This window comes from Aeromonas sp. ASNIH2, from assembly GCF_002934795.1.
GTDB lineage: Bacteria > Pseudomonadota > Gammaproteobacteria > Enterobacterales > Aeromonadaceae > Aeromonas > Aeromonas caviae.
Genome location: NZ_CP026406.1, coordinates 2420909 through 2440004, shown reverse-complemented (window position 1 = coordinate 2440004; position 19096 = coordinate 2420909). Strand labels below are relative to the sequence as shown.

Sequence of the window (19096 nt, the reverse complement as noted above, 5' to 3'; positions counted from 1 at the left end):
CTACCACGTTACCGGTAACATGTTACCGGTAACGTTTCGCAATGTGAAGTGCAGCACAGAAATGTGCAGAACAACAACTAGAACCATTTGAGGACAATTTTATGGACGGAGCAATGAACACACCCGATGTCGCCTATCTGCTCTCGGTAGCGGGCGGAGCCATTGTCATGTTGCTGGTGCTGATCATGCGATTCAAGGTACATGCCTTCGTGGCATTGACCCTGGTCAGCATGCTGACGGCCCTGGCCACCGGGGTCACCTATGACCAGGTGATCCCCACCATGCTGACCGGTTTCGGCGGCACCCTGGCCTCGGTCGCGCTGCTGGTCGGCCTCGGCGCCATGATAGGCCGGATCCTGGAGATGACGGGGGGCGCCAAGGTACTGGCCGATACCCTGATCAACCGCTTCGGCTCCCACCGCGCCCCCTTCGCGCTGGGTGTGGCCTCCCTGCTGTTCGGCTTCCCGATCTTCTTCGACGCCGGTCTCATCGTCATGCTGCCCATCATCTTCAGCGTGGCGAAGCAGTTCGGCGGCTCCGTCCTCAAGTATGCCCTGCCCTCCGCCGGTGCCTTTGCGGTGATGCACGCCTTCCTGCCGCCCCACCCGGGCCCGGTGGCCGCCAGCGAGCTGCTGGGTGCCAACATCGGTCTGCTCACCATCGTGGGCCTGCTGGTCGCGCTGCCCACCTGGTATCTGGGTGCTTACCTGTTCGGGCTCTGGTCCGGCAAGAAGTTTGAGCTGCCCCTGCCCCCGAGCTTCACTGCCAGTGCCGAGCAGCTCTCCGACAAGGCGCCGAGCTTCGGCCAGGTGATCTCCATCCTGCTGCTGCCGCTGGTGCTCATCTTCATGGATACCGGCCTCAATACCCTGAGCGTCATGGGCGTCATCGACAAGGGTGCGGACTGGGTCAACGTGCTGCGCATGGTCGGCAAGACCCCGGTCGCCCTGCTCATCACTGTGCTGTACGCCCTCTGGATGTTCCGCCAGAGCCAGGGCAAGGTGCAGCTCGAGAAGTTCTGCAACGACGCCCTGGCCCCGGTCTGCGCCGTCATCCTGGTCACCGGTGCCGGCGGCATGTTCGGCGGCGTATTGCGGGCGAGCGGCATCGGCACCGCGCTGGCCGACGTCCTCTCCGATACCGGCATGCCGGTGATCCTGGCAGCCTTCCTGGTGTCCGCCGCGCTGCGGGTCGCCCAGGGTTCCGCCACCGTGGCCCTGACCACTACCGCCGCCCTGATGGCGCCGACCGTGGCCGCCACCACCGGCCTGAGCGAGCTGGACCTGACCTTCATCGTCATCGCCATCGCCGGGGGCGCGACCGTACTCTCCCACTTCAACGACTCCGGTTTCTGGCTGGTCAGCCGCTTCCTGAACATGGACGAGAAGACCACCCTCAAGACCTGGACCGTGATGGAGACGCTGCTCGGCACCATCGCCTTCCTCATCGTGGCCACGGCCAGCGCCATCCTCTGACGGAAACACATCGGGGCCACATCCGTCGGCCCCGATGTGACTCTGCACCGACTTTTTACGGATTCTTGCTTGGGCCCATCGCCACAGATTGCTAGAATTGCCTATTCTTCGCCCCGAGTGGAACGCTTCATCCCGTGATTTCAGGCTTCTCTATGCATTCATCGGCACATTATCGACAGTTGCTGACCCGCTTACCCCAGATCGCGGTCGCCGCGGATCAGTTTCAGGTGCTCAGCAGCGCCAAGGACTTCAAGAGCCGGATCCTGTCGCTCATCGCCCATGCGACCCAGCGCATCTACCTGATCGCCCTCTACCTGCAGGATGACGAGGCGGGACGGGAGATCCTCTCCGCCCTCTATGCCGCCAAGCAGCGCAACCCCGCCCTCGACATCAAGGTATTCGTCGACTTCCACCGCGCCCAGCGCGGCCTGATCGGCAAGGGCAAGCAGGGAGGCAACCACCTGATGTACCAGGCCATGGCCGCCAGCCACCAACACCAGATCGAGATCTACGGCGTGCCGGTCAAGGGCCGCGAGCTGCTCGGGGTGCTGCACCTCAAGGGCTTCATCTTCGACGACACCCTGCTCTACTCCGGCGCCAGCCTCAACGACATCTACCTGCACCAGCAGGAGCGCTACCGCTTCGATCGCTATCACCAGATCCACAGCCCGGCGCTGACCCGCAGCATGGTCAACTACGTGGATGACGTCTTCCTCGGCAGCGAGGCCGTCCAACGGCTGGATCGCACCGGCATCCCTGGCGCCAAGCAGCTCAAAGGGCAGATCCGCCGCTTCAAGCAGCGCCTGCGCACCAGCCAGTACCGCTTCGAGAGCATCCCTGCCAACGCCCGGGAGGTCGCCGTGACCCCCATGGTGGGCCTGGGCAAGCGAGGCAACCAGCTCAACCGGATGATCCGCAACCTGGTGCGGGCTACCGAGCGGGAGATCTTCATCTGCACCCCCTACTTCAACCCCCCCAAGGAGTTGAACAAGGACGTGGAAGGGCTGCTCAGACGCGGCTGCAAGGTGACCATCGTCGTGGGCGACAAGACCGCCAACGACTTCTTCATCCCGCCGGAGGAGAAGTTCTCCACCATCGGCGGCCTGCCCTATCTCTACGAGACCAATCTGCGCAAGTTTGCCGAGCGCAACCAGCACTACATCGACAACGGCCGGCTCAACCTCATGCTCTGGTGCTGCGAGAAGAACTCCTATCACCTCAAGGGGATCTTCGTGGATGAGGAGTGGGCCCTGCTCACCGGCAACAACCTCAATCCCCGAGCCTGGGCGCTGGATCTGGAGAACGGCCTGCTGGTACACGACCAGCACCATCACCTGCGCGAGCAGTTCAGTGCGGAGCGGGAGAACATCCTGGCCCACACCCGCCGCATCAGTCACTTCGACCAGATAGAGCAGATCAAGGATTACCCGGATCAGGTGCGCAAGCTGCTGGCCCGGATCCACAGGGTCAAGGCTCACCTCCTGCTCAAGCGCATCATCTGACCGCCAGGGCGCCCCGTCAGTGAAAAGGCCTGCCGTTTCCGGCAGGCCTTTTTCATGGATGGCCCTCCCCCCGCTCCCTTGCCCACCAGCCCGGAACGGCACAACGCGGCTTGCATCGAGGCCGCAACAACCCCTATCATCTGGACATATTTACAGTGTTTTCGGGCATCTAATTGATGAAATTGGATAAAATCTCTCTCGACAGCCTCAAGGGTGTCGGCAGCAAGATGCTGGAGAAGCTCGAGCGGCTGGGGCTGGCCACGGTACAGGATCTGCTGTTCCACCTCCCCCTGCGCTACGAGGACCGCACCCAGGTGTGGCCCATCGGCGATCTGCCGCCCGGCCTGCACGGTGCCGTCGAGGGCGAGATCCAGGACACCCAGCTGGTGATGGGGCGCCGCCGCATGCTGGTGTGCCGTATCAGCGACGGCACCGGCAGCCTGACCCTTCGCTTCTTCAATTTCACCGCCGCCCAGAAAAACAGCCTGGCCCAGGGCCGCCTTATCCGCTGCTTCGGCGAGACCCGTCCCGGCAAGTACGGCCTGGAGATGGCCCACCCCGAGTACAAGCTGCTCGGCGAGGAGCAGGCCGGCCAGACCGAAGAGGCCCTCACCCCCGTCTACCCCACCACAGAGGGGCTGCGCCAGCTCACCCTGCGCAGCCTCACGGATCAGGCCCTGGCCCAGCTCGACCTCTACGGGGTCGAGGAGCTGCTGCCTGCCGGCCTCTATCCCCAGCAGATCGATCTTGCCGCCGCCCTGAAGCTGCTGCACCGCCCGCCTCCCTCGGTGGCGCTGGCCCTGCTCGAGAGCGGCCAGCACCCAGCACAGCAGCGGCTGATACTGGAAGAGCTGCTGGCCCACAACCTCTCGGTCTTGAAGGTGCGCGCCCAGGCACAGACCCAGCTGGCCCGTGCCCTCAAACCCGCTCCCGAGCTGGTCCGGCAGCTGCTCGGCGCCCTGCCGTTCACCCCCACCGGCGCCCAGAGCCGGGTGGTGGCGGAGATCGGCCGGGATCTGCAGCAGGGCCACCCCATGATGCGGCTGGTGCAGGGGGACGTGGGCTCAGGTAAAACGCTGGTCGCGGCGCTGGCCGCCCTGCAGGCCATCGGCAACGGCTGCCAGGTGGGGCTGATGGCGCCGACCGAGCTGCTGGCCGAACAGCACGCCATCAACTTCGCCAGGTGGCTGGATCCGCTCGGCATCAAGGTGGGCTGGCTGGCGGGCAAGCAGAAGGGCAAGGCGCGGGAAGAGGCGCTGGCCGCCATCGCGGACGGCAGCGTCAAGATGGTGGTGGGCACCCATGCCATCTTCCAGGAGCAGGTGGTATTCCAGCGCCTCGCCCTGGTCATCATCGATGAACAGCACAGGTTCGGCGTGCATCAGCGTCTCGCCCTGCGAGAAAAAGGAGAGCGGGAAGGGGTGCATCCCCATCAGCTCATCATGACCGCCACTCCCATCCCCCGCACCCTGGCGATGACCGCCTATGCCGACCTCGACACCTCCATCATCGACGAGCTGCCGCCGGGCCGCACTCCCATTACCACGGTCGCCCTGCCGGACAGTCGCCGCCAGGACGTGATCGAGCGGGTGAGGCTCGCCTGCGAGGAGGGCAAACAGGCCTACTGGGTCTGCACCCTGATCGAGGAGTCGGAGGTGCTGGAGTGCCAGGCCGCCGAAGACACCGCCGCCGAGCTGCAAACCCTGCTGCCCGGCCTGCACATCGGCTTGGTACACGGCCGGATGCGCCCCGTCGAGAAACAGCGGGTGATGGAGGAGTTCAAGGCGGGCATACTGCAACTGCTGGTCGCCACCACCGTCATCGAGGTGGGGGTGGACGTGCCCAATGCCAGCCTGATGATCATCGAAAACCCGGAGCGACTGGGGCTGGCCCAGTTGCACCAGCTGCGCGGCCGGGTCGGGCGGGGGTCGGTGGCCTCTCACTGCGTGCTGCTCTATCATGCCCCCTTGTCCAAGACCGCCCAGAGCCGCCTCGGGGTACTGCGGGAGACCAATGACGGCTTTCTCATCGCCCAGCGGGATCTGGAACTGCGCGGCCCAGGCGAGCTGCTCGGTACCCGCCAGACCGGCCTGGCCGATCTCAAGATCGCCGATCTGGTGCGCGACCAGCCGCTCATCCCTCAGGTGCAGAAGATGGCGCGCTTCCTGATGGACAAACACCCGGCTCATGTCGAGCCCCTGATCCGCCGCTGGCTGGGCCTGCGAGACCACTACTCCAATGCTTGACCAAGGCAGATGCAGAAGAGGGTCACCTTGCCTGATGGACAAACACCCGGCTCATGTCGAGCCCCTGATCCGCCGCTGGCTGGGCCTGCGGGACCACTACTCCAATGCTTGACCAAGGCAGATGCAGAAGAGGGTCACCTTGCCTGATGAATAAACACCCGAGCCATGTCGAACCCTTGATACGATGCTGGCTCGGTCTACGGGATCACTACTCGAATGCCTGACCAAGCAACAGAAACAGGAGGAAAGCACTGATGAATTCCTGGCTCCGCGGCCTGCTCTACACCTTTGCCTTCCTGCTGCTCTTTGTCTGGGTCGGTCTCGGCCTGTTCGATGCCGAGCGCGCCAAAGGCCCCATCGCCAACTGGCTCAGCCAGCAGACCGGGGTGCCCGTCACCATAGGCCGACTGGTGTTCAATCCGCTGCACCCCTACACCCTGCTGGCGGAGCAGGTGCGCTATGGGGATGCGGTACAGCTGGAAAAACTCTATCTGGAGATCGAGCACATCGACTGGTTGAACCGGGATGTGCGCATCGCCCACCTGGACCTCATCCGTCCCGTCATCAAGCTGCCGCTCCCCAACCAGTTGCCAAGCCTGCCGGTTCACTCCCTCACCATCAGCGACAGCACCATCGACAACCTGAGCCTGCAGAGCGAGGCCCTGACCCTGCGCGGCCTCAGTGCGTCCCTGAGTGACTGGGAACTGATCGACCCAAGACGCCAGCCCCAGGCCAACCTCACCCTGGGCATCAACCAGCTGGAGAGCCCCATGTTCACCCTGGCCCGTCTCAGCCTCAAGGGGCGGCTGGAGGGGCAGGTGCTCAGCACCGACAGACTGACCACCAACCTGTTCGACGGCCTGCTCGAGACCGGCATGGTGCTGAACTGGCCAGAGCGCAGCCTGCAACTGCACGATCTCAAGGCCCGCGCCATGCGCCTCGAGCTTGGTGACATACCCCCTGGCGAGTTCCCCCTGCGCCGCATCACCCTGGACAGGGGTCAACTTGCCCAGGTGAGCATCAATGCCATCGATCAGGAGCTCTCCCTCAACAACTTCAACGGCCAGCTCACCGCCTTCGACTGGCAGGCGGGCAGCCAGCCCAGCGGCTATCTGGCGGGCACCCTGGGCGACATGGGCCGCGGCCTGTTCCAGCTTGAGGCCGTCGAGGGCAAGCTTGCCTTCTCCCCCCGGCAGCTGGATGCCGAGCTGCGGGGCAAGGCATACGAAGGGGAGTTCAACGTCGAGCTGGCCCTCGACACCCAGCAGCAGAAGCTCACCCTGAAGGATCTGGCCCTGAGCGGCATGGACATCAGTTTGCCCCAGGGGTGGTGGCAGGATTGGCAGGGCTGGCGCCCGCAACAGATCGACATCCGCAAACTGGCCTTCGACAAGCTCAAGGTGCTCTCTTTCGACGACACTCTGCCCCTCTCCCTGACCGGCTGGCAACTCTACCTGAACGATCTCGCCCTGCGGGGCAACCAGCCAAGCCCCCTGCTGGGACGCGCCCGCATCGAGAGCAAGTGGTTCGAGCTGGTGTGGGACGGTCTCAGTGCCCGCAACGGCACCCTGGATGGCGAGCTGACCCCCAACTCCTGGCAGCTCAACACCCTCGTCACCTCCCTGCCCGACGAGGGCTCCCTCAACCTGAGCGCCCAGTGGGGCAGGACGCCCGGGCAGGAGAGCCGCCTGCAGTTGCAGGGCAAGCAGCTGGATCTGGAGCAGTGGGGCAAGTTGCTGCACTCCCCCGTCTCCTTCGCGGGCAAGGTGGATCTGGCGGCAGATCTGCAGGCCGACCTCAACGGGCAGCCCGGCGAGCAGACGGCCAACTGGCGCCGGACCCTTCAGGGCAGCCTGAGCCTGGAGAGCAAGGATCCCTTCTGGGACAAGGTCGGCATCGACCCCTTGCTGGATGACTGGTTCAGGGAGCAGACCCCCCCCGATCTGACACCGCAGACGCTGTGGCAGGCGATGCAACGCGGAGACACCCCCTTCTATCAGATCAGGCTGGATGCCAGGGCGGAGCAGGGCAAGGTGCGGATCGAGCAAGGTGGCGCCTCCACCATCACCCACCTGCTGGCGCTGCAAGGGGGTGTCGACCTGGCCGCAGACCAGTGGCAGCTCGACCTCGGGGTCCTGAACAAGGGGCGCTGCGCCGAGCTGCTCGCCCGCTGGCGCGGCCCCCTCAATGCGCCCGACCTGGGCTGGAGTTTCCCCACGGGACAGGACGCCTGTGGCTGGGAGGCGGGTGTGCGCTACCCCGCCCAGGGACGAAGCGGCCCGCTCTGGCGCCCACGGCCACCCGCCGCCCAATAACGAACAAGGCCTCGCGAAGAGGCCTTGTTGCTGTAAACATCAGGGATCAGCGTGCGCCGCGCTTGATGGGCAGTACCACATACTGACCGACAAACTCCACCGCCAGCTTGCGGCCGCTGAACAGCTGCACCCGCAGGCTGAACTTGGCGGATTCTCCGCCCCTCAGCGGCTCGAGCACGGCGGGCATGCCCTCCCGGGCCACCCGCGCCTCCGGCTCTTCGCTCACCGGCCGGTAATACTTGATGTTGCCCTCGGCCAGCACGGTATCCCCTCCCAGCCCTGCCTCCTTGAGCTGCAACCAGATGAGACCCCAGCCCGCCAGCACGCACTGGCTGTAAATACTGCCGGCGAACATGGTGTCGTGGACGTTGAGATTGGCCGCCAGGTTGGCCTTGAGATGGAAGGTCTGGCCATCGTAGTGGGTGATGTGCACCCCCATCTTCTCGCTGATGGGAATACCCCGCGACCAGCGGGTAGTGAGATCCTGGCACCACTCCGGACGGTACTGGATGGTCTGCATGGGACTCAGGGACTTGATCATCTGGCGGTGAGGGATGCGACCGAAGGAGACGGGGCCTTCCCCTACCTCGAGGAAGCCGCAGCGGCGATAGAACTCCACCGCCTCCTGGCGGGCGTTCATCACCAGCCGTTTCACCTTCTCGTCGCGGGCAAGCTGCTCGAGATCTTCCACCATGCGGGCGCCCAGCCCCTGGCCGCGAAATTCGGGTCGCAGCGCCATAAAGCGGATTTGGGCTTCATCGCCGCCCACAAAGAGGCGACCCACGGCGATGGGCGTTCCGTCGGGTGAGAGCATCAGCCGATGAATGGCGACGGTATCGTACTCGTCACGCTCGGAGCCAAGGGGCAGATTGAAGGGTTTGCGCAGTAGTTCCCAGCGCAACTGATAGTAAGCATCCAGCTCCGCTGGTGTTTCTGGGGTGACTACCCGGTACATAAAGCGATCCTTGAGTGTGCGCCGACTGGCAGATGGAAGAACTGACGCAACCATTTCTCCCGGCGCAGCCTGTAGTAGGTATCCAGCTAGGCTGCCGTTTGGGGGGTGACCACCCGGTACATAACAACATCCTTGAGTTACACTGGTCGAAAGCCATCTTGCCGTGCAAATTCATGGACTTCAATCTGCAAGCGTACCAAGCCGATCACTTATTGCACCTCAGTGCCAAACCCGAACGCCGCGTTTCGGTGCTTGAAAATGTCCGTCATCGCTGGCTGGAAATGGACGGCGTGGTGCAATCCGCCATGAGCCTCAACCAGCCGGCCCGCCTCTGTCTGCCTCATCAACGGAGCATCGCGGAGCAGTTGCCAAAGCAGGCAAGCCGGATCCTGGAGCTGGGGTTGGGCGGAGGGGATCTCACCCGTCACCTGGCGGCACGCTGGCCCGATGCCCACCACGACTGCGTGGATCTGGATGCCGAGATCCTCACCCTGTTCCAGCAGTTCTTCCTCCCCTCATCAGGGGGCTCGCCTCGGCTGCATCACGCCGATGCGCTGCACTTCCTGCACCAGAGCCAGGAGAGCTACGATCTGGTGCTGCTGGATTTGTTCAGCCAGGACGGCAACCCCCTGCTGCTCTTCCAGGCTCCGCTCTATCAGGCGCTGGCCAGCCGCCTGAGCGGAACCCTCATCATCAATCTGCTGCCCCGCACCCGGCTCGAACAGGCACAGGCTCTGCGACTGGCAGAGGAGTGGATAGGCCCGACCCACGTCCACGACGTGCCCGGCTACCGCAACGTCATCCTGCACGCGACCCGTCAGCATGGCCAGGGCGGGCGAGCACCGGCAGGGTGAAGAACCTGCGAAGTGTGCAGGCATCGCTCCCAGTCTCCCCCGGTGAGGCCTGGCCTGCCCTGCCCGTCACCCTTATATCTGCAGCCAGAAGGTGACGGGGCCGTCATTGAGCAGCCTGACCTTCATGTCGGCGGCGAAGCGGCCGGTTTCGGTCGGCACGCCGCTCTCCCTGGCGCGAGCCACGAAGTACTCATAGAGTCGCTCGGCATCTGCGGGATGGGCGCCACCGGAGAAGCTGGGTCTCATCCCCTTGCCGGTATCCGCCGCCAGGGTGAACTGGGAGACCACCAGCAGGCTGCCGCTCACCTGGCTCACGTTGAGGTTCATCTTGCCGTTCTCGTCAGAGAAGATGCGATAGCCGCTCACCTTGTGCAGCAGCTTGTCCGCCTTGGCCTCGTCATCCCCCTGCTCCACCCCGAGCAGCACCAGCAACCCCTGGCCGATGGCCCCGGTCACCTCTCCCTCTACCGTTACGCAGGCCTCGCTGACCCGCTGAATCAGTGCAATCACATCCCTCTCCTCTCAAAACAGCACGACCGCCCATCCTGCGGGATGAGCGGTCGTCGATGCTACCAATAAATGCCCTGCCCGGGCCAACGCCTTTGTGGCGGGATCCGGTGTGATGGCCGGCCGACGTCAGGCCAGCTCCTCTGCACCGGGCTTCTCGTACTCCCCGAGGCAGGCGGTGGTCTCGGCCCCCAGCAACACCACCAGCCAGCTCAGATACACCCAGACGAACAGGATGGGAATGGTCGCCAGGGCGCCATAGATGGCCTGGTAGGAGGGGAAGTTGGTGATGTAGATGGCAAAGCCGCGCTTGGCCAGCTCGAACAGGGTGGCCGCCACCAGGGCACCGATGAAGGCGTGGGTCAGCCGCACGCGGCAGTTGGGCACCACGGTATAGATCAGCAGGAAGGTGAGCACGGAGAAGAGGAACGGCAGGCTGCGCAGCAGCAGATAGCCGATACCGAACAGGCTGTCAGCCGCGAACAACCTGAGCGAGAGAATGTAGGAGGAGATGGCGATGCTGGCACCGATGAGCACGGGGCCCAGGGTCAGGATCATCCAGTACATGGCGAATGCCTGGGCCAAGGGCCGGCTTCGGGTGGACCGCCAGATGTAGTTGAGGTTCTTGTCGATGGCCGAGATGAGCATCAGGGCCACCACGATCAGGGCACCGATACCGACGGCCGTGGTGTTGGTGGCGTTGGCCACGAAGCCGTCGATGTACTCCTTGAGCATCTCGCCGGCGGTGGGGACGAAGTTGTGATAGACGAACTGCTCCATCGCCTGCTTCAGGCTCTGGAACACCGGAAAGGCCGACATCATGCCGAACACCACGGCGATCATGGGCACCAGGGAGAGCAGGGTGACATAGGCCAGGTAACCGGCGGTCACCGTCAATCTGTCCTGCTGGAAACGGCCCCAGACAAACTGGGCGAAGTGGGCACCATCGTGGCGCAAGAAGGAGAGTGCATGGGCCAGACGGCCGCGGATCTGCTGCTGCATCTTGTTTCTCGTAAGCGTGATCATGCAGACATTGTGTCAGATAGGGTGGTCATTTGGCCACCCGCAGACCGGCCGGATGCGCCTCCATCGAGCTCAGGCACCATGCGCCCTCATGTCGAGCCCATAAAAAAAGAGGCCTTAAGGCCTCTCTTTGGTCTGTCGATGAACAGCTATCGATCAAGCACGACCGGCGCGCTTGCGATCCAGTTCGGTCAGCAGTTTCTTGCGGATACGGATGGCTTTCGGGGTAATCTCGACCAGCTCGTCGTTGTCGATGAACTCGAGAGCCTGCTCCAGGGTCATGCGGATCGGCGGAGTCAGCACCTGGGCTTCATCGGTACCGGAGGCACGCATGTTGGTCAGCTGCTTGCCTTTCAGGCAGTTGACGGTCAGGTCGTTGGAGCGGGAGTGGATCCCGATCACCTGGCCTTCGTACACTTCGGTCGCGTGACCGATGAACAGACGACCACGGTCTTGCAGACCGAACAGGGCGAAGGTCAGAGCCTTGCCGGTGGCGTTGGAGATCAGCACGCCGTTCTGACGTTCACCGATGCTGCCACCCTTGTGCGGACCGTAGTGGTCGAAGGTGTGATACAGCAGACCGGTACCAGAGGTCATGGTCAGGAACTCGGTCTGGAAGCCGATCAGGCCACGGCTCGGGATGATGAAGTCCAGACGGACGCGACCCTTGCCATCCGGGGTCATGTTGGTCATCTCGCCTTTACGCAGGCCGAGCTGCTCCATCACGGAACCCTGATGCGCTTCTTCCACGTCCACAGTAACGGTTTCGAACGGTTCTTGCAGTTCGCCATCCACGGTACGCAGGATAACTTCCGGACGGGATACCGCCAGTTCGTAACCTTCGCGACGCATGTTTTCGATCAGGATGGAGAGGTGCAGTTCACCACGGCCGGAGACGCGGAACTTGTCCGGATCTTCGGTCTCTTCCACGCGCAGGGCCACGTTGTGGACCAGTTCCTGGTTCAGACGCTCCAGAATGTTGCGGGAGGTGACGAACTTGCCTTCTTTACCGGCGAACGGCGAGGTGTTGACCTGGAAGGTCATGTTCACGGTCGGCTCGTCCACGGAGAGCGGCGGCAGGGCTTCGACGGCACTGTTGTCACAGATGGTGTCGGAGATCTTCAGCTCGCCCAGACCGGTGATGGCGATGATGTCGCCCGCTTGCGCGTCGGTCACTTCGGTGCGGGACAGGCCCAGGTAGCCCAGCACCTGACCGACCTTGCCGGTACGCGGTTTGCCGTTGGCACCGACGATGGTGACCTGCTGGTTGGTCTTGACGCGACCACGAGTGATGCGGCCGATACCGATGACGCCCACGTAGGAGTTGTAGTCCAGCTGGGAGATCTGCATCTGGAAGGCACCGTCAACGTCGCCCTTCGGGGCTTCCACGTTGTCGACGATGGCCTGGAACAGAGGTTCCATGTTCTCGGATGGGACGTCCTGATCCAGGGTGGCCCAACCGTTCAGTGCAGAGGCGTAAACAACCTTGAAGTCCAGTTGCTCATCGGTGGCACCCAGGTTGTCGAACAGATCGAAGACCTGATCCATTACCCAGTCAGGACGAGCACCCGGACGGTCGATCTTGTTGATGACCACGATGGGCTTCAGACCCTGGGCGAACGCCTTCTGGGTCACGAAACGGGTCTGCGGCATCGGGCCGTCAACGGCGTCGACCAGCAGCAGCACGGAGTCAACCATGGAGAGCACACGCTCAACTTCACCACCGAAGTCGGCGTGACCCGGGGTATCCACGATGTTGATGCGGTAGTCGTTCCAACGGATCGCAGTGTTCTTGGCGAGAATGGTGATGCCACGTTCCCGTTCCAGATCATTGGAGTCCATGATCCGTTCCTGACCTTCGCTGGTGCGATCCAGAGTGCCGGATTGCTGCAGCAGCTTATCAACCAGAGTCGTTTTGCCGTGGTCAACGTGCGCAATAATCGCAATATTGCGTAAATTCTCTAACATTCTCGCCTCAAATCACCGGGTAAAATTGGGCGCTAATTGTACTCTCGCCTTTGTGATCTGCCTAGCAGAATTGCAACACATTCACGCACAACAAAGGATCAGGATCATGGACCCCGCAGCAAAAGGCTGCTTAGATGGCCTGGATACGCTGGCGCACCATCTCGGTGCACCAAAACGATCCAAGGTTGCACCACTTTAATGCAGCAACCGGCATGAGAACGGGTTTCGCGACAGCCTGAAACGGTGCAAGTGCCCTGAAATCAAGCTGTCACAAACTTGGCACGATACTGGCTTATGTGAATGTGACGACGCATTCACCCAAAGAGTTTTAACACCGGAGGTTACTTAGCATGTCAGCCCAGAACGTTTTGGCCCTGATCCAGGAACACGAAGTCAAGTTTGTTGATCTGCGTTTTACCGACACCAAGGGTAAAGAGCAGCACGTATCCATCCCTTCCCACCAGGTTGACGAAGACTTCTTCGAAGACGGCAAGATGTTCGATGGTTCCTCCATCGGCGGCTGGAAGGGCATCAACGAGTCTGACATGGTGCTGATGCCGGACCCGGCTTCCGCCAAACTGGACCCGTTCACCGAAGAGACCACTCTGAACATCGTCTGTGACGTGCTTGAACCCGCCACCATGCAAGGCTATGACCGCGATCCGCGCTCCATCGCCAAGCGTGCCGAAGATTTCCTGAAGTCCAGCGGCATCGCTGACACCGTGCTGTTCGGGCCAGAGCCGGAATTCTTCATGTTCGACAACATCACCTTCTCCAACACCATGGGCCACAGCTTCGTGAAGATCGAATCCGAAGAAGCTGCCTGGAACTCCGGTACCGACTACGAGCACGGCAACAAGGGTCACCGTCCATTCGTCAAGGGTGGTTACTTCCCGGTTGCCCCGGTTGACTCCTCCCAGGACATCCGTGCCGCCATGTGCCTGGTGCTGGAAGAGATGGGCCAGGTCGTCGAAGCTCACCACCACGAAGTGGCGACCGCCGGTCAGAACGAGATCGCAACCCGCTTCAACACCCTCACCCTGAAGGCTGACGAAGTACAGGTCCTGAAGTACGTGATCCACAACGTGGCCCACGCCTACAACAAGACCGTCACCTTCATGCCGAAACCCATGTTTGGCGACAACGGCTCCGGCATGCACTGCCACCAGTCCCTGGCCAAAGACGGCGTCAACCTGTTCGCAGGCGACCTGTATGGCGGTCTGTCCGAGATGGCGCTGCACTACATCGGCGGCATCATCAAGCACGCCAAGGCCATCAACGCCTTCGCCAACCCGACCACCAACTCCTACAAGCGTCTGGTGCCGGGCTATGAAGCACCGGTCATGCTGGCCTACTCCGCCCGCAACCGCTCTGCCTCCATCCGTATCCCGGTCGTGCCGAGCCCGAAAGCCCGCCGCATCGAAGTACGCTTCCCGGATCCGGCTGCCAACCCGTACCTGGCCTTCGCTGCCCAGCTGATGGCCGGTCTGGACGGTATCATCAACAAGATCCATCCGGGCGATGCCATGGACAAGAACCTGTACGATCTGCCGCCGGAAGAAGCCGCCGAAGTACCGACCGTTGCCGGTTCCCTGGACGAAGCGCTGTCCGCACTGGATGCAGACCGTGAGTTCCTGACCCGTGGTGGCGTGTTCAGCGATGACTTCATCAACTCCTACCTGGAACTGAAACAGCAGGATGTTGACCGCGTGCGCATGACCCCGCACCCGCTGGAGTTCGAGCTGTACTACTCCGTCTAATCCGCTTTCCCATGACAAACCCGCCATCTGGCGGGTTTTTTTTCATTCTGGCAACGGAAATACCGCCGAACGGGCACGATCGTGCAGAAAGATGATCCCATTCACGGAGCCGTACCACCCTCGGCTGTTCACACCCCGACCCCGTGGTTTTTCTCTGATAGGATTAAGGTGAACCCCGTCAAGGAGAGATGGATGAACACTGTACCCTGGCTGCTGAGCCTCCTGCTGATGGCCTCCTGTTCCGCACAGGCCGCCCGCGTCTACTCCTGGGTCGATCCCCAGGGGGTGACCCACTACACCGATGCCCCTCCTCCCGGCAAGAGCGCAAAAGAGGTGGACCTGCGGGTCTCGCCGCTCATCGGCACAGCCCCCCACTCGGTCCAGGTGGACAACTTCAACAGCCTGACCGGTGTCGATGCCAGGAAAGCCCTGGAAGCGGCTCCCCTGGAGATCGATCTCATCTCTCCGGAACCGGGCAGCACATTGCGCGACAATACCGGCAACATCGTCTTCCAGGGCGAGATCTCTCCCCAGGTCCCGGTGCAATACGATGTGCGCCTGATCCTGAACGGCAAGGCGGTGCCCCTGGTTCACAACAGCCTGGCCATACGGGTGGAAAACCTCGATAGAGGCGCCTATGAGGCACGGCTCGAGTTGCTCGCCAAAGACGGTACGATCCTTGCTAAATCTAAGCCAACCACCTTTTACCTGCACAGGGCGTCGGTGAATCAGGCTCCCAGAGCCGCCCCCAAGGCCAATTAGGGGTGATGTGACGCACCGATGCGGGTAAACTTGATGCACTATATTGGTGCATTCTAGGTGTACAGCACCGTTTTAGGGAGAAACCTGTGCCAACCCGCTCGGACAACGCCAAGACACTCTTGGACAATCTGCTGACCGCCGTCATTCTCATGGATGAACGTCTCTGCATTCAATTCGTCAACCCGGCGGCAGAGCAGCTGCTTTCCCTCAGCGAACGACGACTGATCGGCATCGAACTGCCCCACCTGCTGGAACACATCTCTCTCGATCTGCAGCGTTTCAAACAGTGCCTCATTTCGGGGCAGGGCTTCACCGACAGCGAAGTCACCCTGGTGGTGGAGGGGGAGCCCAGGCTGGTGGAGATCAGCGTCAGTCCCATGGCCGATCATGAACAGCGACTGATGGTGGTAGAACTGCGCAAGATCGATCAGCAGAAGAAGATCAGCCAGGAGCTGCAGCAACACGCCCAGCAGCAGGCCGCCAAGGAGCTGGTGCGCGGCCTGGCGCACGAAATCAAGAACCCCCTGGGGGGATTGCGCGGCGCGGCCCAACTGCTGCAAAAGGAGTTGCCCGACCCGGCCTTGCGTGAATACACCGGCATCATCATCGAGCAGGCCGATCGCCTACGGGTGCTGGTCGACAGGTTGCTCGGCCCCCAGCGTCCCGGCCGTCACCAGATGCACAACGTTCACTCCGTGCTGGAGCAGGTGCGCCGTCTGGTGGACCTGGAGCTGCCGCCGCAGATCCGCATCGAGCGGGACTACGACCCCAGCATCCCCGAATTCGAGATGGAATCGGACCAGCTGCAACAGGCGTTCCTGAACATAGTGCGCAACGCCGCCGAGGCCCTTGGGGATCAGGACGGCCTCATCCGCATCAAGACGCGCACCGCCTTCCAGATCACCATCCATGGCCAGCGCTATCGCCTGGCGGCCGAAATCAAGATCATCGACAACGGCCCCGGCATTCCCGACGCCATTCGCGACACCCTCTTCTACCCCATGATCACCGGCAAGGAAGGGGGAACGGGCCTGGGCCTCTCCATCGCCCAAAACCTGATCGATCAGCACAAGGGTCGCATCGACTGCATCAGCTGGCCGGGCCACACCGAATTCACCATTTATCTACCACTTCGCAAATAAGGGAACCTCATGACAGCAAAAGTGTGGATCGTCGATGACGACAGCTCCATCCGGTGGGTTCTGGAGCGCACCCTTGGCAGCGAAGGCTTCGAATGCGAAAGTTTCGCCGACGGCGAAGCCCTGCTGAGTTCACTGGAGATGCGCTCACCGGACGTGATCCTCTCGGATATCCGCATGCCGGGCATCGACGGCCTGAGCCTGCTGGAGCAGATCCATCGCCGCCAGGCCGATCTGCCCATCATCATCATGACGGCCCACTCGGACCTCGACAGCGCGGTCAACGCCTACCAGCGCGGTGCCTTCGAATACCTGCCCAAGCCGTTCGACATCGACGAGGCGGTCACCCTGGTACGCCGGGCCGAGAACCACCTCAAGGAGCAACGTACCAAGCGCAAGGCTCGCCAGCAGGAAGCCACCACCACCCCGGAGATCATCGGCGAAGCCCCTGCCATGCAGGAGGTGTTCCGCGCCATCGGCCGGCTGTCGCGCTCCAGCATCTCGGTGCTCATCAACGGCCAGAGCGGTACCGGCAAGGAGCTGGTTGCCCATGCCCTGCACAAGCACAGCCCCCGGGCCCACAAGAACTTCATCGCCCTCAACATGGCGGCCATCCCGAAAGATCTCATCGAATCTGAGCTGTTCGGTCATGAGAAGGGAGCCTTCACCGGCGCCAACAACATTCGTCACGGCCGCTTCGAACAGGCCGATGGCGGCACCCTGTTTCTCGACGAAATAGGCGACATGCCGCTGGACGTGCAGACACGGTTGCTGCGGGTACTGGCGGACGGGCAGTTCTACCGGGTTGGCGGCCACCAACCGGTGCAGGTGGATGTGCGGATCATTGCCGCCACCCACCAGAATCTGGAGAAGCGGGTCGCCGACGGCGAGTTTCGGGAAGACCTGTTCCACCGCCTCAACGTCATCCGCATCCATATTCCGGCCCTCAAGGAGCGCCGGGAGGACATCCCCCAGCTGGCCCAGCACTTCCTGCTGCGAGCCGCCAAGGAGCTGAACGTGGAGGCCAAGAGCCTGCACCCGGATACCCAGACCTACATCAGCCGCCTCCCCTGGCCGGGCAACGTGCGCCAGCTGGAGAACGTCTGCCGCTGGCTGACGGTGATGGCCTCGGGCCAGGAGGTGCTGGTAGGCGATCTGCCCACCGAGCTGCTGACGCCCATCACCAGCACCGCCGAGCCGGGCCAGCCCGCCCTGACCGGTGGCTGGCAGCAGCAGTTGCAGGACTGGGTGGCCGCCAAGCTGGCGCTGGGGGAGACCGATATCCTGGCGGATGCCATGCCCCAGTTCGAACGGATCATGCTGGAGACGGCACTGGATCACACCCACGGTCACAAGCAGGAGGCTGCCCGCCTGCTCGGCTGGGGCCGCAATACCCTGACCCGCAAGCTCAAGGAGCTCGACATTCCCTGAGCCTGCGGGAAAAACGATTCCCATCACGCCTTGAGGGAAAGCCTGACCAATCACACCCCGTTTGCTTGCAAACGGGGTATCTTTTTCAGGCGCCCCGCCTAGAATGGCAGGCTTTCCAACCCGACTCGCAGAAGGTGCTCCATGATTGACAGATCCCTCCCCCTGACCGACCTGCATCGCCATCTGGATGGCAACATCCGCCCGCAGACCATTCTCGAGCTGGGACGTCAGCACAACATCCGACTGCCAGCCGATGAACTGGAGGCCCTGCGCCCGCACGTGCAGATCGTCGAGAACGAGCCGAGTCTGGTGGCCTTCCTTAAGAAACTGGACTGGGGCGTGGCCGTGCTGGCCGACTACGATGCCTGCCGCCGGGTCGCCTACGAAAACGTGGAAGATCTGCTGCGTGCCGGGATCGACTATGCCGAGCTGCGTTTCAGCCCGGCCTACATGGCGATGACCCACAAACTGCACCCCCAGGGTGTGGTCGAAGCCATCATCGACGGCGTGGCCGCAGGCAGCCGTGACTTCGGCATCAAGACCAATCTCATCGGCATCATGAGCCGTACCTTCGGCACCGAGCAGTGCAAGCAGGAGCTGGATGCCTGTCTGGCTCATCGCGATCGCCTGGTCGCCATCGATCTGGCCGGCGACGAACTGGGCTTCCCGGGCGATCTCTTCACCGACCACTTCCGCCGGGTGCGGGATGCAGGAATGCGGGTCACCGTGCACGCCGGTGAAGCCGCCGGCCCCGAGAGCATGTGGCAGGCCATTCGCGAGCTGGGAGCCGAGCGCATCGGCCACGGGGTCAAGGCCATCCAGGATCCGGCCCTGATGGCCTATCTGGCCGAACACCGCATCGGCATCGAGTCCTGCCTCACCTCCAACCTCCAGACCACCACGGTGGCGAGTCTGGCCGATCACCCGATCCGCCAGTTCCTGGCAGCCGGCGTGCTGGCCTGCCTCAATACCGACGATCCGGCGGTGGAGGGGATCGACCTGCCCCATGAATACGAGGTGGCGGCCCCGGCTGCCGGCATGACGGTGAGCGAGGTCCGCACCGCCCAGCAGAACGGCCTGACCCTGGCCTTCCTGAGCGAAGCCGAGAAGGCCGAGCTGAGTGCCCGTGCGGCTCAACGCTGAGCAGGGGTAAAACCCA

General features: G+C 62.7%; 14 protein-coding genes. 10 read left to right on the top strand and 4 right to left on the bottom strand.

Translation table 11 applies throughout. The annotated features are described in order from the left end of the window. Positions 1-113 precede the first annotated feature (113 nt). From C3F36_RS11425 to C3F36_RS11410, 4 genes are all read left to right on the top strand, one after another. A complete protein-coding gene (locus tag C3F36_RS11425) occupies positions 114-1475 on the top strand; it encodes a GntP family permease (RefSeq protein ID WP_223918078.1) in 1362 nt (453 codons plus the stop codon). Positions 1476-1627: 152 nt separating this feature from the next. After that, entirely contained in the window at positions 1628-2977 is a 1350-nt protein-coding gene (gene pssA, locus C3F36_RS11420; protein WP_185975490.1) for a CDP-diacylglycerol--serine O-phosphatidyltransferase, read from the top strand. Positions 2978-3153: 176 nt separating this feature from the next. Beyond that, on the top strand, positions 3154-5223 hold the full coding sequence (gene recG, locus C3F36_RS11415; RefSeq protein ID WP_199769573.1) for an ATP-dependent DNA helicase RecG: 2070 nt from the start codon (positions 3154-3156) through the stop codon (positions 5221-5223). A 254-nt stretch (positions 5224-5477) separates the two neighbouring features. Further along, the gene (locus C3F36_RS11410; protein ID WP_104455098.1) at positions 5478-7538 is read left to right on the top strand and encodes an AsmA-like C-terminal region-containing protein; all 2061 of its coding nucleotides are present in this window, start codon (positions 5478-5480) and stop codon (positions 7536-7538) included. 46 nt (positions 7539-7584) lie between these two features. Here the strand turns inward: C3F36_RS11410 and C3F36_RS11405 are convergent, their stop codons facing one another. Beyond that, a complete protein-coding gene (locus C3F36_RS11405) occupies positions 7585-8493 on the bottom strand; it encodes a bifunctional GNAT family N-acetyltransferase/hotdog fold thioesterase (RefSeq protein WP_010672532.1) in 909 nt (302 codons plus the stop codon). Positions 8494-8666: 173 nt separating this feature from the next. Here C3F36_RS11405 and C3F36_RS11400 point away from each other — a divergent pair, with 173 nt between their 5' ends. Then, positions 8667-9347 (top strand): methyltransferase domain-containing protein, encoded by a 681-nt coding sequence (locus C3F36_RS11400; RefSeq protein WP_104456040.1) that lies wholly within the window; start codon positions 8667-8669, stop codon positions 9345-9347. 72 nt (positions 9348-9419) lie between these two features. Here the strand turns inward: C3F36_RS11400 and dtd are convergent, their stop codons facing one another. The 3 genes from dtd to typA form a co-directional block, all read right to left on the bottom strand. Next, on the bottom strand, positions 9420-9857 hold the full coding sequence (gene dtd, locus C3F36_RS11395) for a D-aminoacyl-tRNA deacylase (RefSeq protein ID WP_104455097.1): 438 nt from the start codon (positions 9855-9857) through the stop codon (positions 9420-9422). 126 nt (positions 9858-9983) lie between these two features. Beyond that, positions 9984-10856, bottom strand: coding sequence for a virulence factor BrkB family protein (locus tag C3F36_RS11390; RefSeq protein WP_039039511.1), 873 nt, complete (start codon positions 10854-10856; stop codon positions 9984-9986). A gap of 177 nt (positions 10857-11033) precedes the next feature. After that, the gene (gene typA, locus C3F36_RS11385; protein WP_039039512.1) at positions 11034-12845 is read right to left on the bottom strand and encodes a translational GTPase TypA; all 1812 of its coding nucleotides are present in this window, start codon (positions 12843-12845) and stop codon (positions 11034-11036) included. 350 nt (positions 12846-13195) lie between these two features. Between typA and glnA the strand changes: the two genes are divergently transcribed. The 5 genes from glnA to add all read left to right on the top strand — a co-directional run bounded on the left by glnA (position 13196) and on the right by add (position 19080). After that, positions 13196-14605, top strand: coding sequence for a glutamate--ammonia ligase (gene glnA, locus C3F36_RS11380; RefSeq protein ID WP_010672526.1), 1410 nt, complete (start codon positions 13196-13198; stop codon positions 14603-14605). Positions 14606-14797: 192 nt separating this feature from the next. After that, positions 14798-15367, top strand: coding sequence for a DUF4124 domain-containing protein (locus C3F36_RS11375; protein ID WP_010672525.1), 570 nt, complete (start codon positions 14798-14800; stop codon positions 15365-15367). Positions 15368-15453: 86 nt separating this feature from the next. Next, positions 15454-16509 (top strand): nitrogen regulation protein NR(II), encoded by a 1056-nt coding sequence (gene glnL, locus C3F36_RS11370; protein WP_010672524.1) that lies wholly within the window; start codon positions 15454-15456, stop codon positions 16507-16509. Between the two features lie 9 nt (positions 16510-16518). Continuing rightward, a complete protein-coding gene (glnG, locus tag C3F36_RS11365; protein WP_010672523.1) occupies positions 16519-17937 on the top strand; it encodes a nitrogen regulation protein NR(I) in 1419 nt (472 codons plus the stop codon). Positions 17938-18078: 141 nt separating this feature from the next. Further along, positions 18079-19080 carry an adenosine deaminase gene (gene add / locus C3F36_RS11360; protein WP_104455096.1) on the top strand — a complete coding sequence of 334 codons (1002 nt, stop codon included), beginning with the start codon at positions 18079-18081 and terminating at the stop codon, positions 19078-19080. Positions 19081-19096 lie beyond the last annotated feature (16 nt).